Source organism: Pallidibacillus pasinlerensis (assembly GCF_009996845.1).
GTDB classification, from domain to species: Bacteria; Bacillota; Bacilli; order Bacillales; family Caldibacillaceae; genus Pallidibacillus; species Pallidibacillus pasinlerensis.
This window is the reverse complement of record NZ_JAACYS010000040.1, coordinates 1-17,763: the sequence shown is the minus strand read 5'-3', so window position 1 is coordinate 17,763 and position 17,763 is coordinate 1. Positions and strand designations below refer to the sequence as shown.

16 protein-coding genes and 1 pseudogene are annotated in these 17,763 nt (G+C 34.6%); 12 read left to right on the top strand and 5 right to left on the bottom strand.

Annotated elements, in window-relative coordinates:
* The first annotated feature begins 119 nt into the window (after window positions 1-119).
* The 4 genes from cdaA to glmS all read left to right on the top strand — a co-directional run bounded on the left by cdaA (window position 120) and on the right by glmS (window position 5,935).
* Entirely contained in the window at window positions 120-947 is an 828-nt protein-coding gene (gene cdaA, locus GW534_RS09510; RefSeq protein ID WP_161920787.1) for a diadenylate cyclase CdaA, read from the top strand.
* A complete protein-coding gene (locus GW534_RS09505) occupies window positions 947-2,203 on the top strand; it encodes a CdaR family protein (RefSeq protein WP_161920786.1) in 1,257 nt (418 codons plus the stop codon). Before cdaA ends, GW534_RS09505 begins: the two co-directional genes overlap by 1 nt.
* 47 nt (window positions 2,204-2,250) lie before the next feature.
* The gene (gene glmM / locus GW534_RS09500; RefSeq protein ID WP_161920785.1) at window positions 2,251-3,600 is read left to right on the top strand and encodes a phosphoglucosamine mutase; all 1,350 of its coding nucleotides are present in this window, start codon (window positions 2,251-2,253) and stop codon (window positions 3,598-3,600) included.
* Between the two features lie 532 nt (window positions 3,601-4,132).
* Entirely contained in the window at window positions 4,133-5,935 is a 1,803-nt protein-coding gene (gene glmS / locus GW534_RS09495) for a glutamine--fructose-6-phosphate transaminase (isomerizing) (protein ID WP_161920784.1), read from the top strand.
* Window positions 5,936-6,820: 885 nt separating this feature from the next.
* On the opposite strand, the gene GW534_RS09490 is transcribed toward glmS, so the two are convergent.
* The 3 genes from GW534_RS09490 to GW534_RS09480 all read right to left on the bottom strand — a co-directional run bounded on the left by GW534_RS09490 (window position 6,821) and on the right by GW534_RS09480 (window position 10,365).
* Window positions 6,821-9,247, bottom strand: a complete 2,427-nt coding sequence (locus GW534_RS09490) for an FtsX-like permease family protein (RefSeq protein ID WP_161920783.1) — start codon at window positions 9,245-9,247, stop codon at window positions 6,821-6,823.
* A complete protein-coding gene (locus GW534_RS09485; RefSeq protein ID WP_161920782.1) occupies window positions 9,244-9,921 on the bottom strand; it encodes an ABC transporter ATP-binding protein in 678 nt (225 codons plus the stop codon). Before GW534_RS09485 ends, GW534_RS09490 begins: the two co-directional genes overlap by 4 nt.
* Window positions 9,922-9,990: 69 nt before the next feature.
* Window positions 9,991-10,365 (bottom strand): hypothetical protein, encoded by a 375-nt coding sequence (locus GW534_RS09480; protein ID WP_161920781.1) that lies wholly within the window; start codon window positions 10,363-10,365, stop codon window positions 9,991-9,993.
* A gap of 356 nt (window positions 10,366-10,721) precedes the next feature.
* On the opposite strand from GW534_RS09480, the gene GW534_RS09475 reads away from it, so the two are divergent.
* From GW534_RS09475 to nagB, 4 genes and pseudogenes are all read left to right on the top strand, one after another.
* Entirely contained in the window at window positions 10,722-10,880 is a 159-nt protein-coding gene (locus tag GW534_RS09475) for a hypothetical protein (protein ID WP_161920780.1), read from the top strand.
* A 409-nt stretch (window positions 10,881-11,289) separates the two neighbouring features.
* A pseudogene (locus GW534_RS09470) lies at window positions 11,290-11,457 on the top strand (PTS mannitol transporter subunit IIBC); the annotation flags it as partial.
* A 45-nt stretch (window positions 11,458-11,502) separates the two neighbouring features.
* Window positions 11,503-11,763, top strand: coding sequence for a phosphocarrier protein HPr (locus GW534_RS09465; protein WP_161920794.1), 261 nt, complete (start codon window positions 11,503-11,505; stop codon window positions 11,761-11,763).
* A gap of 543 nt (window positions 11,764-12,306) precedes the next feature.
* Complete coding sequence (gene nagB, locus GW534_RS09460) at window positions 12,307-13,032, top strand: glucosamine-6-phosphate deaminase (RefSeq protein WP_161920779.1); 726 nt, start codon at window positions 12,307-12,309, stop codon at window positions 13,030-13,032.
* A gap of 140 nt (window positions 13,033-13,172) precedes the next feature.
* Here the strand turns inward: nagB and GW534_RS09455 are convergent, their stop codons facing one another.
* The gene (locus GW534_RS09455) at window positions 13,173-13,649 is read right to left on the bottom strand and encodes a DUF7878 domain-containing protein (RefSeq protein ID WP_161920778.1); all 477 of its coding nucleotides are present in this window, start codon (window positions 13,647-13,649) and stop codon (window positions 13,173-13,175) included.
* A 212-nt stretch (window positions 13,650-13,861) separates the two neighbouring features.
* On the opposite strand from GW534_RS09455, the gene GW534_RS09450 reads away from it, so the two are divergent.
* From GW534_RS09450 to GW534_RS09435, 4 genes are all read left to right on the top strand, one after another.
* A complete protein-coding gene (locus GW534_RS09450; RefSeq protein ID WP_161920777.1) occupies window positions 13,862-14,179 on the top strand; it encodes a PadR family transcriptional regulator in 318 nt (105 codons plus the stop codon).
* Window positions 14,176-14,901: a DUF2812 domain-containing protein gene (locus GW534_RS09445; protein ID WP_161920776.1), complete on the top strand. Its 726-nt coding sequence runs from the start codon at window positions 14,176-14,178 to the stop codon at window positions 14,899-14,901. Before GW534_RS09450 ends, GW534_RS09445 begins: the two co-directional genes overlap by 4 nt.
* Window positions 14,902-14,999: 98 nt before the next feature.
* Window positions 15,000-15,548: a short-chain dehydrogenase gene (locus GW534_RS09440; protein ID WP_161920775.1), complete on the top strand. Its 549-nt coding sequence runs from the start codon at window positions 15,000-15,002 to the stop codon at window positions 15,546-15,548.
* A 181-nt stretch (window positions 15,549-15,729) separates the two neighbouring features.
* Window positions 15,730-16,677, top strand: coding sequence for a ring-cleaving dioxygenase (locus GW534_RS09435; protein ID WP_161920774.1), 948 nt, complete (start codon window positions 15,730-15,732; stop codon window positions 16,675-16,677).
* Between the two features lie 122 nt (window positions 16,678-16,799).
* Here the strand turns inward: GW534_RS09435 and GW534_RS09430 are convergent, their stop codons facing one another.
* Window positions 16,800-17,582: an undecaprenyl-diphosphate phosphatase gene (locus tag GW534_RS09430; RefSeq protein ID WP_202630887.1), complete on the bottom strand. Its 783-nt coding sequence runs from the start codon at window positions 17,580-17,582 to the stop codon at window positions 16,800-16,802.
* Between the last annotated feature and the right edge of the window lie 181 nt (window positions 17,583-17,763).

The following is a 17,763-nucleotide window of genomic DNA, read 5'->3' as shown; positions in this document are numbered from 1 at the left end:
ATATAAAAATATGGCACAGGATGTTTACATATACTAATAATATAATACTTTAGAACCACTATATGGTTTTATCGTAACAATAGCTGAAGTTGTTTGCATCGATAATTGGAGGAACGTTTATGCTCTTTGCGAACTTTTTTGATGATTTTACAATCCTTGATTACATAGCAAGTATCGTTGATATTTTAGTTGTCTGGTATATATTATATAAAATTTTTATGATTGTTAGAGGCACAAAAGCCGTCCAACTAATAAATGGGATTTTTATTATTCTCGTTTTACGAGGACTAAGTGATTTGTTTGGCTTGCGAACTTTAGGGTGGTTGATGAAACAGATCATTGACTGGGGATTTTTAGCGATTATTATTATTTTCCAACCGGAAATACGCAGAGCGCTCGAACACCTGGGCCGAGGTAAAATTTTTACAAGAATAAAACAAAAAGAAGTGGAAAAACAAGAGCAACTTGTTGATGCGATAGTCAAAGCTTGTGAATATATGGGTAAAAGGAGAATTGGTGCATTAATATCCATTGCCCAAGAAACCGGTTTAAACGACTATATTGAAACAGGAATACCAATGAATGCAGAAGTAAGTAGTGAACTTCTAATTAATACATTTATACCAAATACACCACTTCATGATGGAGCGGTCATTATTCAGGATTACGAGATTAAAGCTGCTGCATGTTACTTACCACTTTCAGAAAATCCTTTTATTCCGAAAGAACTTGGTACACGACATCGGGCAGCAATTGGGATTAGTGAAGTAACCGATAGTATTACGGTAATCATATCTGAGGAAACGGGTGGAATTTCATTAACGAAAAATGGCGAACTACATCGCGATATCACGCTTGAACAATTGAAGGATATGTTAATTGACCGTTTAATTAATACAGAGCCACCAACAACTGCTAATCTTTGGAGCAAGTGGGTGAAAAAATAATGGATAAATTTTTTGATAAGTTAATGGAAAGTAAATGGTTTGTCCGAGTTCTTGCTCTACTAGTTGCTTTATTACTTTATACAACAGCGTATATTGACGAGAAAGGTGACAGGCCAGCTGCGGCGAACAATGACTCTACTGCAGTAATCGAGGATGTTCCTGTTCAATTATATTACGATGAAGAAAATTATGTCGTCACAAGCTCACCACAAACAGTCACTGTTTTAATTGAAGGACCATCAAGTATAGTCCGATCAACGGAAAATCTACGTAATTTTACTGTTTTCTTAGATTTGTATGATGCCGATATTGGAACACAAGAGGTTGAGTTCCAAATTGAAGATATTTCCGATAAGTTAACAGTTCAAATTGAGCCAAGTAAGGCCAAAGTCAATATGCAAGAAAAAGTAACGCAGGAATTTTCAGTTGAAGTACAATTTAACACATCATTGTTAGAAGAAGGTTATACAGCAGGAGAACCAGTTGTAGAACCTAAAACAGCAACAGTTACAGGTGGTAAAGATGTTGTCGACCGAATTAGTTATGTCCTTGCAATTATTGAACATGAAGGTGGAATCAATCGAGATTTAACCCAAAAAGCTACTTTAACGGTTCTAGACCAAAATTTAGATAAACTAAATGTGGTCGTTGAACCTAAAGAGGTTAAAGTGACGATACCAGTAAATAGTCCTGAAAAAAAGGTATCTCTTAAATTTGAGCAAATAGGTACTCCACCTGAAAATATCATTATTGAAAGAATTCAATCAGAGATAAATGAAGTTGTTATATATGGGAAAAAGAATGTTTTAGAAGAGATTACAAGTCTGACGGTACCTGTCGATGTAAGTGAGATTACTGAAAGTCAGGAAATAGAAGTACCGATTCCATTTCAAGATGATGTGTTTGCTTCAGTCCCGGAGACTGTTACCGTTAAAATAGATGTAGAAAAAGTGGATGCTCGAACATTTGAAAATATACCTATAGGTTATATAGGGTTAGATGAAGAGAAATATACATTAACTTTTCTAGAACCAGGAAACGGACAAGTTGATTTAACCGTCACTGGTCGGGAAGGTGTTCTTCGAAGCGTTAGCAAGAGTGATTTTGACTTATCAATTAATGTTGCTGATTTAGATGTTGGAGAACATGAAATAGAGATCGACGTTAACGGTCCGAATAATGTATCGTGGAAGTTAGAAAGAAATTCGATAATCGTAGCGATAGATGAAATTACAGAAACTACAATGGAAAATTAAGTGAGGAAGAAAATCGGAATGCTTGAGATTGGAAGGAGAGAATAATCATGGGTAAATATTTTGGTACAGATGGAGTCAGAGGTGTAGCAAATACAGAATTAACCCCTGAATTAGCTTTTAAATTAGGTAGGTTTGGTGGTTATGTATTATCAAAAGGAGAGCCTAGAGCGAAATTTTTAATCGGTCGTGATACACGGGTTTCAGGCCATATGCTAGAAGGGGCCTTAGTGGCAGGCTTGCTATCTATTGGTGCAGAAGTTATGCGATTAGGTGTTATTTCAACACCTGGAGTAGCATATTTAACGAAGGCATTAAGTGCCCACGCAGGTGTTATGATTTCAGCATCACATAATCCGGTAGCTGACAATGGTATTAAATTTTTTGGCTCCGATGGATTTAAATTAACAGATGAACAAGAAGCAGAAATCGAAAAATATTTAGATTTAGAAGAAGATACACTACCCCGTCCAATAGGCGAGGATATTGGTGTCGTTAATGATTACTTTGAAGGTGGTCAAAAATACATACAATATTTAAAACAAACTGTTGATGAAGATTTCTCTGGTATTCATGTTGCACTGGATTGTGCAAACGGGGCAACTTCATCCCTTGCGAACTACTTGTTTGCTGACTTAGATGCGGATATTTCCACTATGGGCGCTTCACCAAATGGATTAAATATTAACGAAGGTGTAGGTTCAACACATCCAGATGCATTGGCGAAATTTGTTTTAGAAAAAGGCGCCGATATTGGTTTAGCCTTTGATGGTGACGGGGATCGCTGTATTGCTATTGATGAAACAGGCGGTATCGTTGACGGCGACCAAATTATGTACATATGTGCGAAATATATGAAAGAAGAAGGTCGTTTAAGACAACAAACGGTCGTATCAACAGTTATGAGTAATTTAGGTTTTTATAAAGCTTTAGAAGAACAAGGAATCAAAAGTATCCCTACAAAAGTCGGTGACCGTTACGTTGTAGAAGAGATGAGAAAAAATGGCTACAATTTTGGCGGAGAACAATCCGGACATATTGTGTTTTTAGATTATAATACGACTGGCGACGGTATGTTGACTGGTCTTCAGTTAGTGAATATTTTAAAACAGACGAAAAAACCACTTTCTGAACTTGCAAAAGAAATGCCAAAATATCCACAAGAACTGATTAATGTTCGAGTAACGGACAAACATGAAGTAATGAATAACGAAAAAGTAAAAGAAGTAATTGCCGAAGTTGAAAGTGAAATGGCTGGTAACGGTCGTGTGCTCGTTCGTCCGTCAGGAACTGAACCGCTTGTTCGTATAATGGTCGAGGCACCAACTGCTGAAGAGTGTGAATCATTTGTAAAGCGGATTGCGCAAGTTGTTGAACAAGAAATGGGCTTAAAAGAATAAGTGAAATAAAATATGCACAGAGGCTTTTAAACCTTTGTGCATATTTTTTGAATAAATTTTTTATTAATATAACAAATATAGTTAATGTAGAATATAATTTTTTATTGACGTGTAACGGGATTTTATTTAAAATTAACCCGTTCATTTTATTAAATCTACAAAGGAGGATCGTAAGTAATATTTTAAAGCGCCAGAACTAATTTTTTGTGACCCATTTTTCTCTAAAATGAGCGTTCAATAAAAACGCCAACATTGGATTAACTCATTCAATGTTTCGTTAATATTGAATGAAGTGGGTAAACTAAAATTAGTTGACGAGGAGAAGGTTTATCGAGTTTTCGGCGGATGCCTTCCGGTTAATACGCCAACCGAAATTTCTTTCTTAAAACAGAGAGGTGACTTTCTGCACAAAGGGAAGAAAAGGCGTAAATATTAAACGAACGTTTGATTAAAAACACTGAGGGGCAAGATGTCCCCAAATTATATAAAAAGCATGTGATATCTTGTCTCCTCTTTGTAGGAGGACGAAAATATGTGTGGAATCGTTGGATATATCGGAAATCAAGATGCGAAAGAAATTTTATTGAAAGGATTAGAAAAGTTAGAATACCGCGGTTATGATTCGGCAGGAATAGCGGTAATAAATGAAGCAGGGGTTCACCTTTTTAAAGAAAAAGGTAGAATTGCTGAATTACGGAAAATCGTAGATACGGAAGTTTCAGCAACAGTAGGCATAGGCCATACACGTTGGGCTACCCATGGGAAACCAAATAAAATCAATGCCCATCCCCATCAAAGTGCTTCAGAGCGTTTTACAATCGTTCATAATGGTGTAATTGAAAACTATGAACTTTTAATTGAAGAATTTCTGTCAGATGTTACGTTCAAAAGCGACACAGATACGGAAGTGATTGTCCAATTAGTTGAGAAGTTTGTTAATGAAGGATTAGAAGTGAAAGAGGCATTCCGTAAAACATTAAGTAAATTAGAAGGCTCTTATGCGATTGCAATGATTGATCGCCATAATAAAGAAACTATTTATGTTGCGAAAAATAAAAGTCCATTACTAATTGGGTTAGGAGACGGCTTTAATGTAGTTGCGTCGGACGCCATGGCTATGCTCCAAGTAACAAAGGAATTTGTTGAATTAATGGATAAAGAGATGGTAATCGTTAGTGAGGATAACGTACAAATATTATCATTGACTGGGGAAAATGTGGAACGTAAACCTTTTATTGCTAAGCTCGATGCAAGTGATATTGAAAAAGGAACATATCCTCATTACATGTTAAAAGAAATTGATGAACAGCCGATTGTCATTCGGAAAATTGTAAAGGAATATTCCGACAACCAAGGAGATTTACAAATTGATCAAGCGATTGTTGACGCGGTAAAAGCAGCTGACCGGCTTTATATTGTGGCGGCTGGAACAAGTTATCATGCGGGAATGATTGGAAAAAACTTTTTTGAACGATTAGCAAAAATCCCAACTGAAGTGCATGTCGCAAGTGAATTTGTGTATAACACACCACTTCTTACAAAAAAACCTTTGTTTATTTTCATTTCGCAAAGTGGTGAAACAGCGGATAGCCGTGCCGTATTAGTGAAAATAAAAGAATTGGGCTATAATGCGTTAACGATTACGAATGTACCTGGTTCAACTCTTTCTCGTGAAGCTGATCATACATTGTTATTACATGCAGGTCCGGAAATAGCTGTTGCCTCAACAAAGGCTTATACGGCCCAAGTAGCGGTTCTTGCTATATTAGCTCAAGTTGTAGCAAAAGGGAAAAATATTGATACAAAAATAGATTTATCACGAGAACTAAGTATTGTCGCAAGTGCAATGGAAACCCTTTGTGACCATCGTGAAGATTTTGAAAAAATGGCACGGGAATTTTTAACAGACGCTCGTAACGCCTTCTTTATCGGACGGGGACTTGATTATGCTGTTTGTTTAGAAGGGGCTTTAAAATTAAAAGAGATCTCCTATATTCAAGCAGAAGGCTTCGCTGGTGGAGAACTTAAGCACGGACCAATTGCCTTAATAGAGGATGGAACGCCGGTGTTTGCTCTAGCAACTCAAGAAAATGTTAATTTAAACATCCGAGGAAATGTAAAAGAGGTCGTATCTCGTGGAGCGAATGCATGTATCATTTCAATGAAAGGATTAGAAATGAAGGGTGATGCATTTGTGTTACCTGAAGTTCATCCAATTTTAACGCCATTAATTTCGGTCATTCCGTTACAGTTTATTTCTTATTATGCAGCCCTTCACCGTGGTTGTGATGTGGATAAACCGCGGAATTTAGCGAAGTCAGTGACGGTTGAGTAGGGTTATATAGGACAAAAAATAAATGGCTCCCAAAAGAAAACAAGTAGTTAAATTAATTGAGACTGACTAATTTAATGGTTGGTCTCTTTTTATGATATATAATTATAGATTATACTGGAATGAAACAATATATTTATCTAATATAAAACTACAGTAAAATGCCAGGAGGTTGTTTTCCATGAATAAAGAAAAAGATGTGGAAATAATTAATGAGAATTATGACAATGTCTATTCTCTTCCGGAAGTCGCCGGAATTATTGGAGTTCAAACAGACAATTCAACATTGGTGTAAAAAGGGAAATATCCTGGTGCCTTTCAAACAAATGAAGGATATTGGAGAATACCAGCGAAATACTTCAAAATTACGCTTGGAGAAGTCCAAAAGCGGAATTTATTTGAAAAAGAACTAGATCACTACAACACTAATTTTCCAAGGAAATATCCAGGAATAGAGAAAGGGAATTCATGAGTTATATTATGCTAGAAGCCTTTGGAAATGAATGGGTACAGGAGGAATAAGAGTATAAGATTAAATCATAGTTAATACAAGGCTTACCCAACTGTTGATAATTAAAAGTGTGTTTGCTGTTTAAATGTATAAATTATTCTATAGGTATAGCAGAAATGGTATCTGATGTTTGTATTGATTTATTAATCATTGTGTTTAACATCCATAAAAGTTGTTAATACTCCCCACATTATCTGAAAGTTCTTCGTAATATTTTATAAAATAAAAAACACCCATTTGAGAATTGATAGAAGGATTCTATCAATCTCATGGATGTTTTAATATTGATAATAACAGATCTAGGAATAGTTGCAAGAATAGGGCGGTAAGGAAATACTATTTGTTACTATTTTTATCATGCTATATAAAATGCCAATTTATTCTACTTTATTTCCAGGTTTGATGCTTCTGCGTGTTAGTAGGATTATAGTAAGAATAACAGACATCACAACTATTGAAGTACCTATACCAATGAAAATCCAAAAGATTTGTATGCTTAGTTGATTAAGGATAAGCCCACTTATTAGGGAGCCAATTATACAAGAAAACGCAAACCAAACTATTGACTCTTTAAAGACATATTTCAATATTCTTCTTTTTGTCCAACCAATAACATGATACATCACAAATTCTTGTTTTCTTTCCATAAATAATGTACTTAGCCCGTCAGTAAATGAAACAATACTTAAATAGATGACAAGAAGAGTAACAATGATTTGAAACCAGATTGTTTCTTGTCCAATAAACTGCCCCAAACTTGTTACAATTGAGCTAGAAAAAGAATCCCCAAGAGTGGCAATTTGAATTGAAATTAACATGATTGATAAACAGAGAATGAATATCATAGGTATAAAAAACTTTTTATAATAAAATATCGAAGCAAATTTTTTGTAACCTATCTCTCGCTTGTTGGGTTTTCCTTTTACATTTAGCAGTATGGCAGATATGACGAAGGAAATACAAAACAGAATAGACACAACCCCATACATATATAGTTTTGCATGTACTATGTTCAAAACAATCAGAGAAACAATGTAGGCAGTGAATATTACGATTACTCGTTCGGAAAGACGTAACCAAGTTATTTTACTCTTTTTCCAACCAATAATAGTAAGTATTTCATTTTCTTGCACTAACGTATGGTTTTCAAAGGTTAATCGAATGATTAGCCAAAGAATTCCAAACCCACTTAATAAAATGGTCGTTATGAAGTTCATAACATTCCATGTATCTGTTAAATCTTGAGCAACTCCCAATGTAGTCCATGATTCTTTTACTTTTCCGATACCTTCAACATCTAATGTCATCTCTTTAAAGGAAGAACCTGCGACAATATCTACTTCATAGCCATTGTGCAATAAGTCTGTTGCTACTTTTTCTATTTTTTGTTGTGCAGCTGTATCATAATTCTCAATTCCAGCCACTCTAACCCGTATCGCATCAATGGGTTTTTCACCTTTTATAAGCTCTGCATTTTCAAGTGTTGTGATCCCACTAGCAGGTGAAGGTATAAAACTGCCTGGTTCTGTGGTCGGCGTTAATACGTGACCATTTTCTGATACAGCACTCATATCACCATATATTCCTAAAGGACTAGCTGCTAACTTATTTTTATGTTCACTGTCCATAGAAAATGTACCAACCTGATAGACCATAAAGGGAACTTCCGATGATTCAATCATAGAAACTCCTTTTTGTTCTACTAATTTATAGGAAGGGGGGCTTCCAGGTGTATTAATACGAACACTTGGTAAATCATGTATATTATCATAACTAATTTTAGATGCTGTATAGTATGTAGATGTATCAAAACTTTGCATAAAACGCTCGCCTAGAATTGGCATAAATTTTTCATTCAATTGTACCGCTGTACCATCAAATGGCTTATTAAAATTAGTTAAATCAATCTCTAAGGTATTAGTATTTTCCGGTATAATTTTGTCTAGTTTCTGAAAGGCTGTAACTAATTTATCTGGAGAAGTATCCATCAGCCATTGATCTTCCTGTAATTCCAGATATTTTCGAACCTCTCCTATATTTACATTAAGTTGATCTACCTTCAATTTAAGATATACTGGTATGTTTAAATTATCTCTTTGTAAGACTTTTATTACTGGGGGATTACCATAATTATGTAAAATGTCATTCATCATAGGGTCTTTAATTTCATTTTCCAGTTCAGAAAAATCAATACCAGTTAGTTTTGATTCACTTTCTGGATCAACAGCTACGAGAAGATTATAATTTTCTGGCATAAACATGGTCATTGCCGCACTTACCGAATTTTCGTTATCATCACTTTTTAGGTATTGAATGAGACCCGGATTCGGGTTTTCGAAATACATAATAGATTCTTTATTTCCTAATGGATATTCGGTAAGACCATCGGATGTGTAAAACTGATACGTAAATCTTGTAGGTTCATCTAATATTGGAAGTTCAAGAGAGAATTGTTTTCCTTTAAAATAACCAAGAGAAGCAACAGGTGCCGCTATTTCAATGTCAGGATTATTTTTCAGTTGTTTCCATTCTTCTAGTGATATGCCACCTTTACTATCGCCTACATAATTTTCCTCAACCATGCCCAACTCATCTTCAATAAGGGTTTGTGAGTCTGCTGGACGAACAAGTAGGTCATAGCTTCCACGACCATAATTTTCGATTGAATCATGAACAATTACCTTTGAAGTTTTGGATTGTTCTAATCCGATCGGGATAAGGGTAAAAACACTAATAAATGCAATTAATATAATAATCCCTGTGGCTTTTCGGTGTTTTATACGTTCAAAAACAAGACGTATCATATCACCACCTCAGTTTGATTTATTTTCCCATTTACTAATTCATAAATTTCATCTCCATGAACAGCTACGCCCATATCATGAGTAACGACTATCATGGTTTTCCCTTGTTCTCTTAAACTATTTAATAAGTTAATAATTTGATCACGGTTTTTGCTATCGAGATTTCCAGTTGGTTCATCACAAATTAGCAAATCTGGATTAGCGATAAGTGCCCTTGCAATTGCAACACGTTGCTTTTCGCCTCCTGATAATTCCTTTGGTAATCGGTTGTGTATAGATTCACTTATACCAACTGTCTTTAGCAATTTTTTCGCTTGTTTGTATAGTTCTTCTTTCTTATGTTCATGAATGATAGGAAGGATAACATTGTCAATAACTGAGTAGTAAGGTAATAACTTAAAGTCCTGAAAAACAAAACCGATACGTTTCCTTCTTAAATCACTCCGTTCTTGTTCCTTTAGCTGATAAATATTTGTATCATTAAAATATATTTCACCTGAATCAGGTTTTAATAAACCAGATATAATGTTTAACAATGTCGATTTTCCAGAACCTGATGGTCCAACTATAGAAGTCCATGAACCATTTGAAATATGTAAGTTAACACTATTTAAAACCTCTGAGGAAGAAGTTTTTGTTGTGAATTTCTTGCTAACATTTTCTACCTTAATCATGCAATTCGCTCCTATGAAACTATTACCCTAGTTTCTAAGAAACTAGGGTAATAATGATAGTTTTGTTGTTTAACGGTCTTTTAAAGTTACGCTACCATAGGATGTATAACTTGATCCATTCGATACATATAGATTCGTATTCCAAGTCTTCTTGCTTAAACTGCCTTTATTGTACGTTTTGTTATAACTAGTAGAATAGTAATTTGCCGATGGGTCATAAAATCCAGTAGCTAAACCATCATAATAACTAACTCTGTAAGTATTTGTTACTCCGCCACCCCATGACAATTTTTTTGTGAATGACTTACTGTCTCCTATTTTCGTTTCATGTGCTGGACTCAAAGATGAATAGACAGGTGTTGCGGCAGAAACAGATAATATTCCTATAGCAAACAAAGTACCACTAGCTAAAACAGCTACTAACGCTTTTTTGAAACGCTTCATTATTTGTTTTCTCCTTTTTCTATATTTGTGAAGCACTTTCATTTTAATAAATAAATGCAAAATTTGTAAAATAAAATGATTGCAAAAATCTACAATATTTTACATTTTCATATAAAATACGTAATTGATCATAATTTTATATACCACTCCATATTCGTTTAAGATAACCAGTATTACAAATATTGGTTGGTCTGTCACCTTATGTCTGAAACGCTAAAAGGAAAATATTTCGTTACAATAGAGGAAGTGGATGCAATCAATACAGCTTTTAATATTATAGAAAATAGTATCTGCCAAATACTATGTCTTCCCCAAGTAACTTTGTTCTTCCCTGATGGAACTAAGTAGGTTTCTGAGTGGAAAGAGAAGCGGAGAGAAGAGCGGGAGAAAAAATATATATTCAGATGGTTTTTTCAATCATCATTCAATCGTTTTTTACCAATCAAAAATCAATACAATTTGAGCTGGATCCAGTAGCGGGTCCAGTCTTTTTCTTTTTAACTCAAAAGTTATAAAGTCCCATAATCCTTGTCCAATAAGGGCTCAGTCTGTCTTCGGTTCTTTTTCAGTTGGTTTACTTACGCTATTGATTCGGTCATATAGACTGAATCAAATTAGATATACTCTCCTTAAGTTAGACAGAAAAAATCTGTTTATCTAAAGGGGAGTTTTTTGTGTCCTAAAACTGAGAAATATCACCTTTATATCCCTTATTTAACAGTACATCCCAACTAATAAAAGTTTTGGCATAACTTCAGACGACAAAGTTAGTTCTACTAATCATTGTTTGTAAGCGTTTTATTTTTTAGACTTAAATTAGAAGCAATATAAATGAATTATAAATAGAAGGGAGAGGAAGATGTGTCTCAACAAAAAAACAGTGCTAAAGTTGGGGTTCAGAAGTTCGGTAACTTTTTAAGTTCAATGGTTATGCCTAATATTGGGGCATTTATCGCATGGGGATTAATTACAGCTTTATTTATTCCAGCTGGTTGGTTTCCGAATGAAAGTTTAGCAGTTTTAGTCGACCCAATGGTGAAATATTTATTACCACACCTAATTGGTTATACAGGTGGTAAGTTGATTTACGATACGTATGAGTTGATTCGATGTTTATATGTAAAGGAGATTAATAGAATGGAGAAAACGTATACAATTAAAGCTGAAACAGGAATTCATGCACGCCCAGCGACAAAGCTTGTTCAAACAGCTAGCAAATTTAGTTCGGATATTCAGTTGAATTTCAATGGCAAAGAAGTCAACCTAAAATCAATTATGGCGATTTTAGGGTTAGGAATTAGTAAAGCTGACGAAATCAAAATCGTTGCAAACGGTGAGGATGCAGTAGAGGCATTAAATGCTTTAGACAACCTATTAAAAGTTGAAGAACTTGTATAAATAATCGATACGAAGTGGAGGGAGATTTTTTTCCTCCACTTAAAACCTATTTTAAAAAGTAGTGATCATCGTTCAATTGCATGACCTCACCGTACGAAAAAGGTATGCTTCTTTTTGTGTCAATCGCCTTAAAGGAAATTCCTATAAAATGGTTATGAAACTTTTCACAAAGTATTCATTGACACGTGTGAAGCATAGACATATAATTAGACTGTATTTTTAACAAAAAAGGAGGATAGTAGAAAAAATTAATAAAAGCGCCTGGACTAATTCTTATTAACCATCTTCTCTTTTACAAGAGCGTTTATTCAGCATGATCACTTTCCTTTGTGAAACTGTAATGTTGAGTAAATTGATATGGTTAATGGATTAGTTGACGAGGAGAAGGTTTATCGAGTTTTCGGCGGATACCTTCCGGCTGACCGCAAGTCGTAATTTCTTCCTTAAATCATAGAGGTGACTCTATGGACAAAGGGAAGAAAATGCGGATGATTATCTGAACGGAAAAACTAAATAGTGACGTCTAAAAAGGAGAAATTCACAATGGAAATCATTCGCGTAAAAGATTATGAAACTATGAGTAAAAAGGCAAGTGAAATTGTTGCAGACCGAGTAAAAACTTTAGAAAATCCTATTTTAGGTCTAGCAACCGGTTCTACACCTGAAGGAATGTACCGTTATTTAATTGAAAAATATCAAGCTGGTGAAGTTTCCTTTAAATCTGCAAAATCATTTAACCTGGACGAGTATATAGGATTATCTGCAGACGATAAAAATAGCTATAATTATTATATGTTCGACAAATTCTTCAACCATGTTGATATTTTAAAAGAAAACGTGAACTTACCTAATGGGACTGCTACTGATTTAAAACAAGCATGCTTGGACTATGATCAAAAAATCAAGGATGCAGGTGGAATTGATATTCAAGTTCTTGGTATTGGCGTAAACGGTCATATTGGTTTTAACGAACCTGGTACACCGTTTACAATGAGAACACACGTTGTTGATTTGACAGAATCAACACGTCAAGCAAATTCCATTTACTTCTCTTCATTAGATGAAGTTCCTACACAAGCTTTCACAATGGGAATTGGAACAATCATGGAAAGCAAAGAGATTATTCTTCTAGCTTATGGTGAAAGTAAAGCAAACGCAATTGCTCAAATGTTGAAAGGTGAAGTTACAGAAGATTTACCAGCTTCCATCTTAAAAAATCATCCGAATGTAACCGTTATTGCGGATGAAAAAGCACTTTCTCTTGTGTAATTGTTTAAATATAATTCAATACACTAGCTCAATAAACAGCAGGTAGATTCATTTTGCCTGCTGTTTGCTATTAAACGTTGAGACTGGATTCGATTGTAATCTAGTCTTTTTTTTTCGGTGCTTAAAATGCATGAAAAACTTTAGGGGCTAGTCATCCATGGAATATGTTTAATAAATTTATTAAGATTGATTTCAAAATAGTCCTCAATATCTTGCCTTAAGTTTTCTTCAAATTTCATAAATTCATTCACAATATATTCTAATTCAAAAACATTATACAAATCTTGTTCTGCCCAAATGGTTTTTACTCGGGCTTTATTAGAAAATGGAATGAGTGACAAGATTGCGCCATCTTCATAGTCACCATATTCAATCGTGTAATAATGAAATTCAGGAATATGATCTCCTTTGATTTGCTCTTTCCATTCATATAAAGCTTTATAAAATTCAAGAATTGCAAGTTCTGTTTCGAAGTATAATTCGTTATTAATTTTTATTGTAACAGTAGCTTCTACAGCTAATATGGTAGGGACGTTTATTTTATCCTTATTCGAGATAATTCCTTTATCACTTATAAATTTATATTCAAAAGAAATTATATTTAATGAGTATTCCATTAGCGATTTTCCCTTCCTAGTATTCTGCTTTTTCTACGATTTGCGACCAACTTTTTAAATTAACAATAATTATAGCAGGAATTTTCCACTAAAAAATAAGTAAACGAAATTATTTGTAAAATTTAGTGTAGACAAATATATCATAAACTGATATATTGTAACCAGATATATCAAAAAATGATATATTCCGTGAAATTAAAGAAGGTGATCAATTGAAAAAGTATGAACAACTGACTGATTCGATGTTTTATATTATGGCTGCTTTAACGAAACCGAGACATGGTTATGCAATTATGAGTTTGATTGAAGAAACATCCAATGGAGTTGTTTCTATCGGACCAGCTTCCATGTATACGATTATTAAAAAATTGCTAAAGCAAGACTGGATTTATTTGTACGATAACTCGGATTCAAGAAGAAAAACGTATTATTTAACTGACAAGGGTAAAGAGGTTTTAGAAGCTGAATTGATTGTTCGAAAGAGAATGATTGAAATTGCGGAGAACGGACTAAGGGAGGTTGAGGGATGAAACAAACGAAAAAAATTACCTCAGAGGGATTAGCATTTTTTGAAGAAAAGGATATGAAAAAGTTAAGAAAATATTCGTTGCAAGGTTGGCATGTTTATGATTTCTCGATTAGAGGATATAAACTTGAAAAAGGAGAAAGTCGTGATTACATCTATAATATTGATTATCGATTCTTAAATGATGATGAAAAAGAAGAATACATTGAGTTATGTGCACAAACAGGATGGACACATATTGCTTCTGATGGGGATTTACATTTATTTCGAGCAAACCGAGGTACAAAACCGTTATATACCGATCAAGGAACAAAAGTGGAAAAATATGCACAATCCGGTCGGACAATGAGTAAAGTTGTAGTGCCCTTTGTTTTAATTACAGTACTATTATGGATTGGGGAAATATTTAGCTCTGGTATAGTAGAATCAATTCTTTTTACTATCGCTACAATTCTCACAGTAATTGCACTTCCGCTTGTTTGGGCAACCATAACAATTTTTAAAAACAAGTGGAAATTAGCAGGTAGAAAAGGATTGGTCACTTTCGTTAGTATATTACCAATATTATTGTTTTGTGTAGCTGCTTATGTTGTATTTTTTGTTGAGAAAAGAGAAGGGACGATAATATTTTTATCATACATGCTTTTTGGTGCGATAGGGTTCTCATACCTGATTTCGTTAGTAACCTTAATCTATCAAAAAGTTAGGAAGAAAGCAGTTTATTAATCTAAGTCGATAAAGGTGGGAGAACAATGAAAGTGGTACAGGGGGACGGGTTCGGTGTACCAAAAAAATCTTGAAAGACCAAGGTGAAGGAGAGTAAGATGAAGCACGCATTAGTTATTGGTGGAACCGGTATGTTAGCGGACGTTTCCCTTTGGTTAGTGGAAAAGGGGTATCATGTGTCAGTAATTGCCCGAAATTCTGACAGAATACAAAAATTAATGAAGAGAGCACAAGCAAAAGAATGTTTTACCCCGCTAGTTCTTGATTATACAAATGAAAATATGCTTAAAGAAAAACTAAAGGATACGATTAAGCAAAATGGTAATATTGATTTAGTCGTTGCCTGGATTCATTCATATGCAAAAGATACCCTTTCCCTCATTACTAATGTAGTTTCTGAGGGCAAAAATTATTGGGAATTATTCCACGTATTAGGCAGTAGCTCAAATTTAGAAGAAATAAAGAAAAAGGATCCAATCCCTTCGCAATGTGTTTATTATCAAGTTCAATTAGGATTTATCATTGAAGGAGAGCACTCAAGATGGCTAACCCATCAAGAAATCTCCGAGGGAGTCATTGAAGCGATAAAGAAGAAAAAGAAGGTGCACATTGTTGGGCAATTGGAACCGTGGGAAAAGCGTCCTTAACTATATTAGTTGAGAATGCAAAGAAATAATGTAATTAAGACTGGACATTGTGATTCAATCTGTTTTTTGAATTAATATCTCTAATTCGAGATATTTTGATTGACTTATTATCATAGGATGCGTAAAGTGAAAGTGACGAAATTTTTCCATATGTAAACCAAAGTTTAGGAGGAAACGTTTAATGTATAAAATCCCTGGTCACCATCACATTTCGATGATTACGAAAAATGCGAGTCAAAATAATCATTTTTATAAAAATATCCTTGGGTTACGTCGAGTGAAAATAACGGTAAACCAAGATGACCCATCCATGTATCATTTATTTTATGGAGATAAAACGGGTAGTCCAGGTACGGAGCTTACATTTTTTGAAATTCCAATGGTAGGGAAAACCCACCGCGGTACAAACGCGATAACGAGAATCGGTTTACTCGTACCATCGGAAGAAAGTTTGCATTACTGGAAAAAACGCTTTGAAGAACATGGTGTATATCATGGTGAGATTTCCACTTATGCGAATCGTCCAGCGTTGAAGTTTGAAGATCCAGAAGGGCTGCGTTTAGTGTTAATCGTGTCAAATGGTGAGAAAGTTGAGCATTGGGAAACATGGGAAAAGTCTTCTGTTCCAGTTGATCATCAAATTCAAGGAATGGGGACAATTGAAATTACCGTAAAACGACTGGAAAAGTTAGCACGTACATTAACGGAAATGTTTGGTTATACGGAAGTGAGTCGTACAGAAGATGAAGCGATTTTCCAATCCATTGAAGGGGAAGTGTTTGGTGAAATTCTCGTCAAACAATTAGATGGTCCATCAGAAAGACCGGGACGTGGCAGTATCCATCATTTAGCGATTCGGGTAAAAAATAAATTAGAACTAACTTATTGGGAAGCGAAAGTGAAAGAACGGGGCTTTAGTTCTTCTGGAATAGTTGACCGGCATTTCTTTAAAAGTTTATATTTCCGGGAATCGAATGGGATTTTATTTGAAATTGCTACTGATGGTCCGGGCTTTTTAGTTGATAGCGACGTTGAACATTTAGGGGAGAAACTTGAGTTACCACCGTTTTTAGAACCTCGGCGAGCAGAAATTGAAGCACAGCTTTCCCCGATTGAAGAAAAGGAATAGGTTTACATTAAATTTATAAATAGACTGAATCAATCAGATTCGGTCTTTTCTTTTCTAGTACAATAAAAAATGACGCTTTGCTTTAAAGCAAAGCGTCACCGATATTTATTCAACTCTCCATTTTAGAAGAAAATTAAGAGTAATATTCCAACGATAAAACAGTAGTAAGTGAAATACACGAGTTTTCCACTTTTCATAATGCCCATAAACCATTTTAAGGCAAAATAAGTCATAAATAATGTTGCGATAAATGCTGCCGTATATGGAAGGGCAAGTGCAGCTTTATTTGGTTCATCAAGAAAGTCAGTAAACCCGAGGACTACACCACCGAGACTGACCGGAATATATAACATAAACGAGAAACGAAGCGCTGTTTCTTGTTTCATGCCGACAGCAATAGCGGAAATGATTGTAGCACCAGAGCGGCTAATGCCTGGAATTAGAGCAACAGATTGTCCTAAACCTACAAGAATAGAGTCCTTCAACGTAATATCGTCATCACTTTTCGTACCTTTTAAATTGCGGATTAACCATAAAGCAATTCCTGTAACGAAAAGCATAATCGCAATTGTTGTCATTCCTACATTTTCGGCAATGACATCTTTAAGTAACACACCGAGAACACCCGCTGGAATAGTACCAACTACGATAAAACAAACAAAGCGAAAATCACTTTTATATTCTTCTTTTCTCGTTTTCAAAAATTGAATCGAGTTAATTGCAAGTCTTTTTATATCATGTCGATAGATAAAAAGGATTGCAAGTAGTGAAGCGGTATTTGTAAGAATAGCAAAAGTAAATCCTTGCTCACCAAGTCCTAGGATTTCACTAGCAATCATTACGTGTCCACTAGATGAAATCGGAATCGGTTCTGTAAATCCTTGAACTAAACCAATAATAATCATTTTTATGATGAGAATAATATCTGTTTCGATTATCGTTCACTCCTTATACTTTCGAAAAAAACCTTTTCTTGTATTTTTAAACAAGTGCTCGCTACGTTTAAAATTTAATGTATAAAACGATCAGGCACAACATATTTAATTATACATATTGGTTATTTTGATTTCAGCATTTTTTTGTAAA

What these genes read in the sequence shown, in the direction of transcription:
- GW534_RS09485 (WP_161920782.1), bottom strand. Translation starts at nt 9,921, where the DNA reads ATGATTAAGGTAGAAAATGTTAGCAAGAAATTCACAACAAAAACTTCT.
- glmS (WP_161920784.1), top strand. Translation starts at nt 4,133, where the DNA reads ATGTGTGGAATCGTTGGATATATCGGAAATCAAGATGCGAAAGAAATT.
- nagB (WP_161920779.1), top strand. Translation starts at nt 12,307, where the DNA reads ATGGAAATCATTCGCGTAAAAGATTATGAAACTATGAGTAAAAAGGCA.
- cdaA (WP_161920787.1), top strand. Translation starts at nt 120, where the DNA reads ATGCTCTTTGCGAACTTTTTTGATGATTTTACAATCCTTGATTACATA.
- GW534_RS09435 (WP_161920774.1), top strand. Translation starts at nt 15,730, where the DNA reads ATGTATAAAATCCCTGGTCACCATCACATTTCGATGATTACGAAAAAT.
- GW534_RS09465 (WP_161920794.1), top strand. Translation starts at nt 11,503, where the DNA reads ATGGAGAAAACGTATACAATTAAAGCTGAAACAGGAATTCATGCACGC.
- GW534_RS09490 (WP_161920783.1), bottom strand. Translation starts at nt 9,247, where the DNA reads ATGATACGTCTTGTTTTTGAACGTATAAAACACCGAAAAGCCACAGGG.
- GW534_RS09455 (WP_161920778.1), bottom strand. Translation starts at nt 13,649, where the DNA reads ATGGAATACTCATTAAATATAATTTCTTTTGAATATAAATTTATAAGT.
- GW534_RS09445 (WP_161920776.1), top strand. Translation starts at nt 14,176, where the DNA reads ATGAAACAAACGAAAAAAATTACCTCAGAGGGATTAGCATTTTTTGAA.
- glmM (WP_161920785.1), top strand. Translation starts at nt 2,251, where the DNA reads ATGGGTAAATATTTTGGTACAGATGGAGTCAGAGGTGTAGCAAATACA.
- GW534_RS09440 (WP_161920775.1), top strand. Translation starts at nt 15,000, where the DNA reads ATGAAGCACGCATTAGTTATTGGTGGAACCGGTATGTTAGCGGACGTT.
- GW534_RS09430 (WP_202630887.1), bottom strand. Translation starts at nt 17,582, where the DNA reads ATGATTATTATTGGTTTAGTTCAAGGATTTACAGAACCGATTCCGATT.
- GW534_RS09480 (WP_161920781.1), bottom strand. Translation starts at nt 10,365, where the DNA reads ATGAAGCGTTTCAAAAAAGCGTTAGTAGCTGTTTTAGCTAGTGGTACT.
- GW534_RS09505 (WP_161920786.1), top strand. Translation starts at nt 947, where the DNA reads ATGGATAAATTTTTTGATAAGTTAATGGAAAGTAAATGGTTTGTCCGA.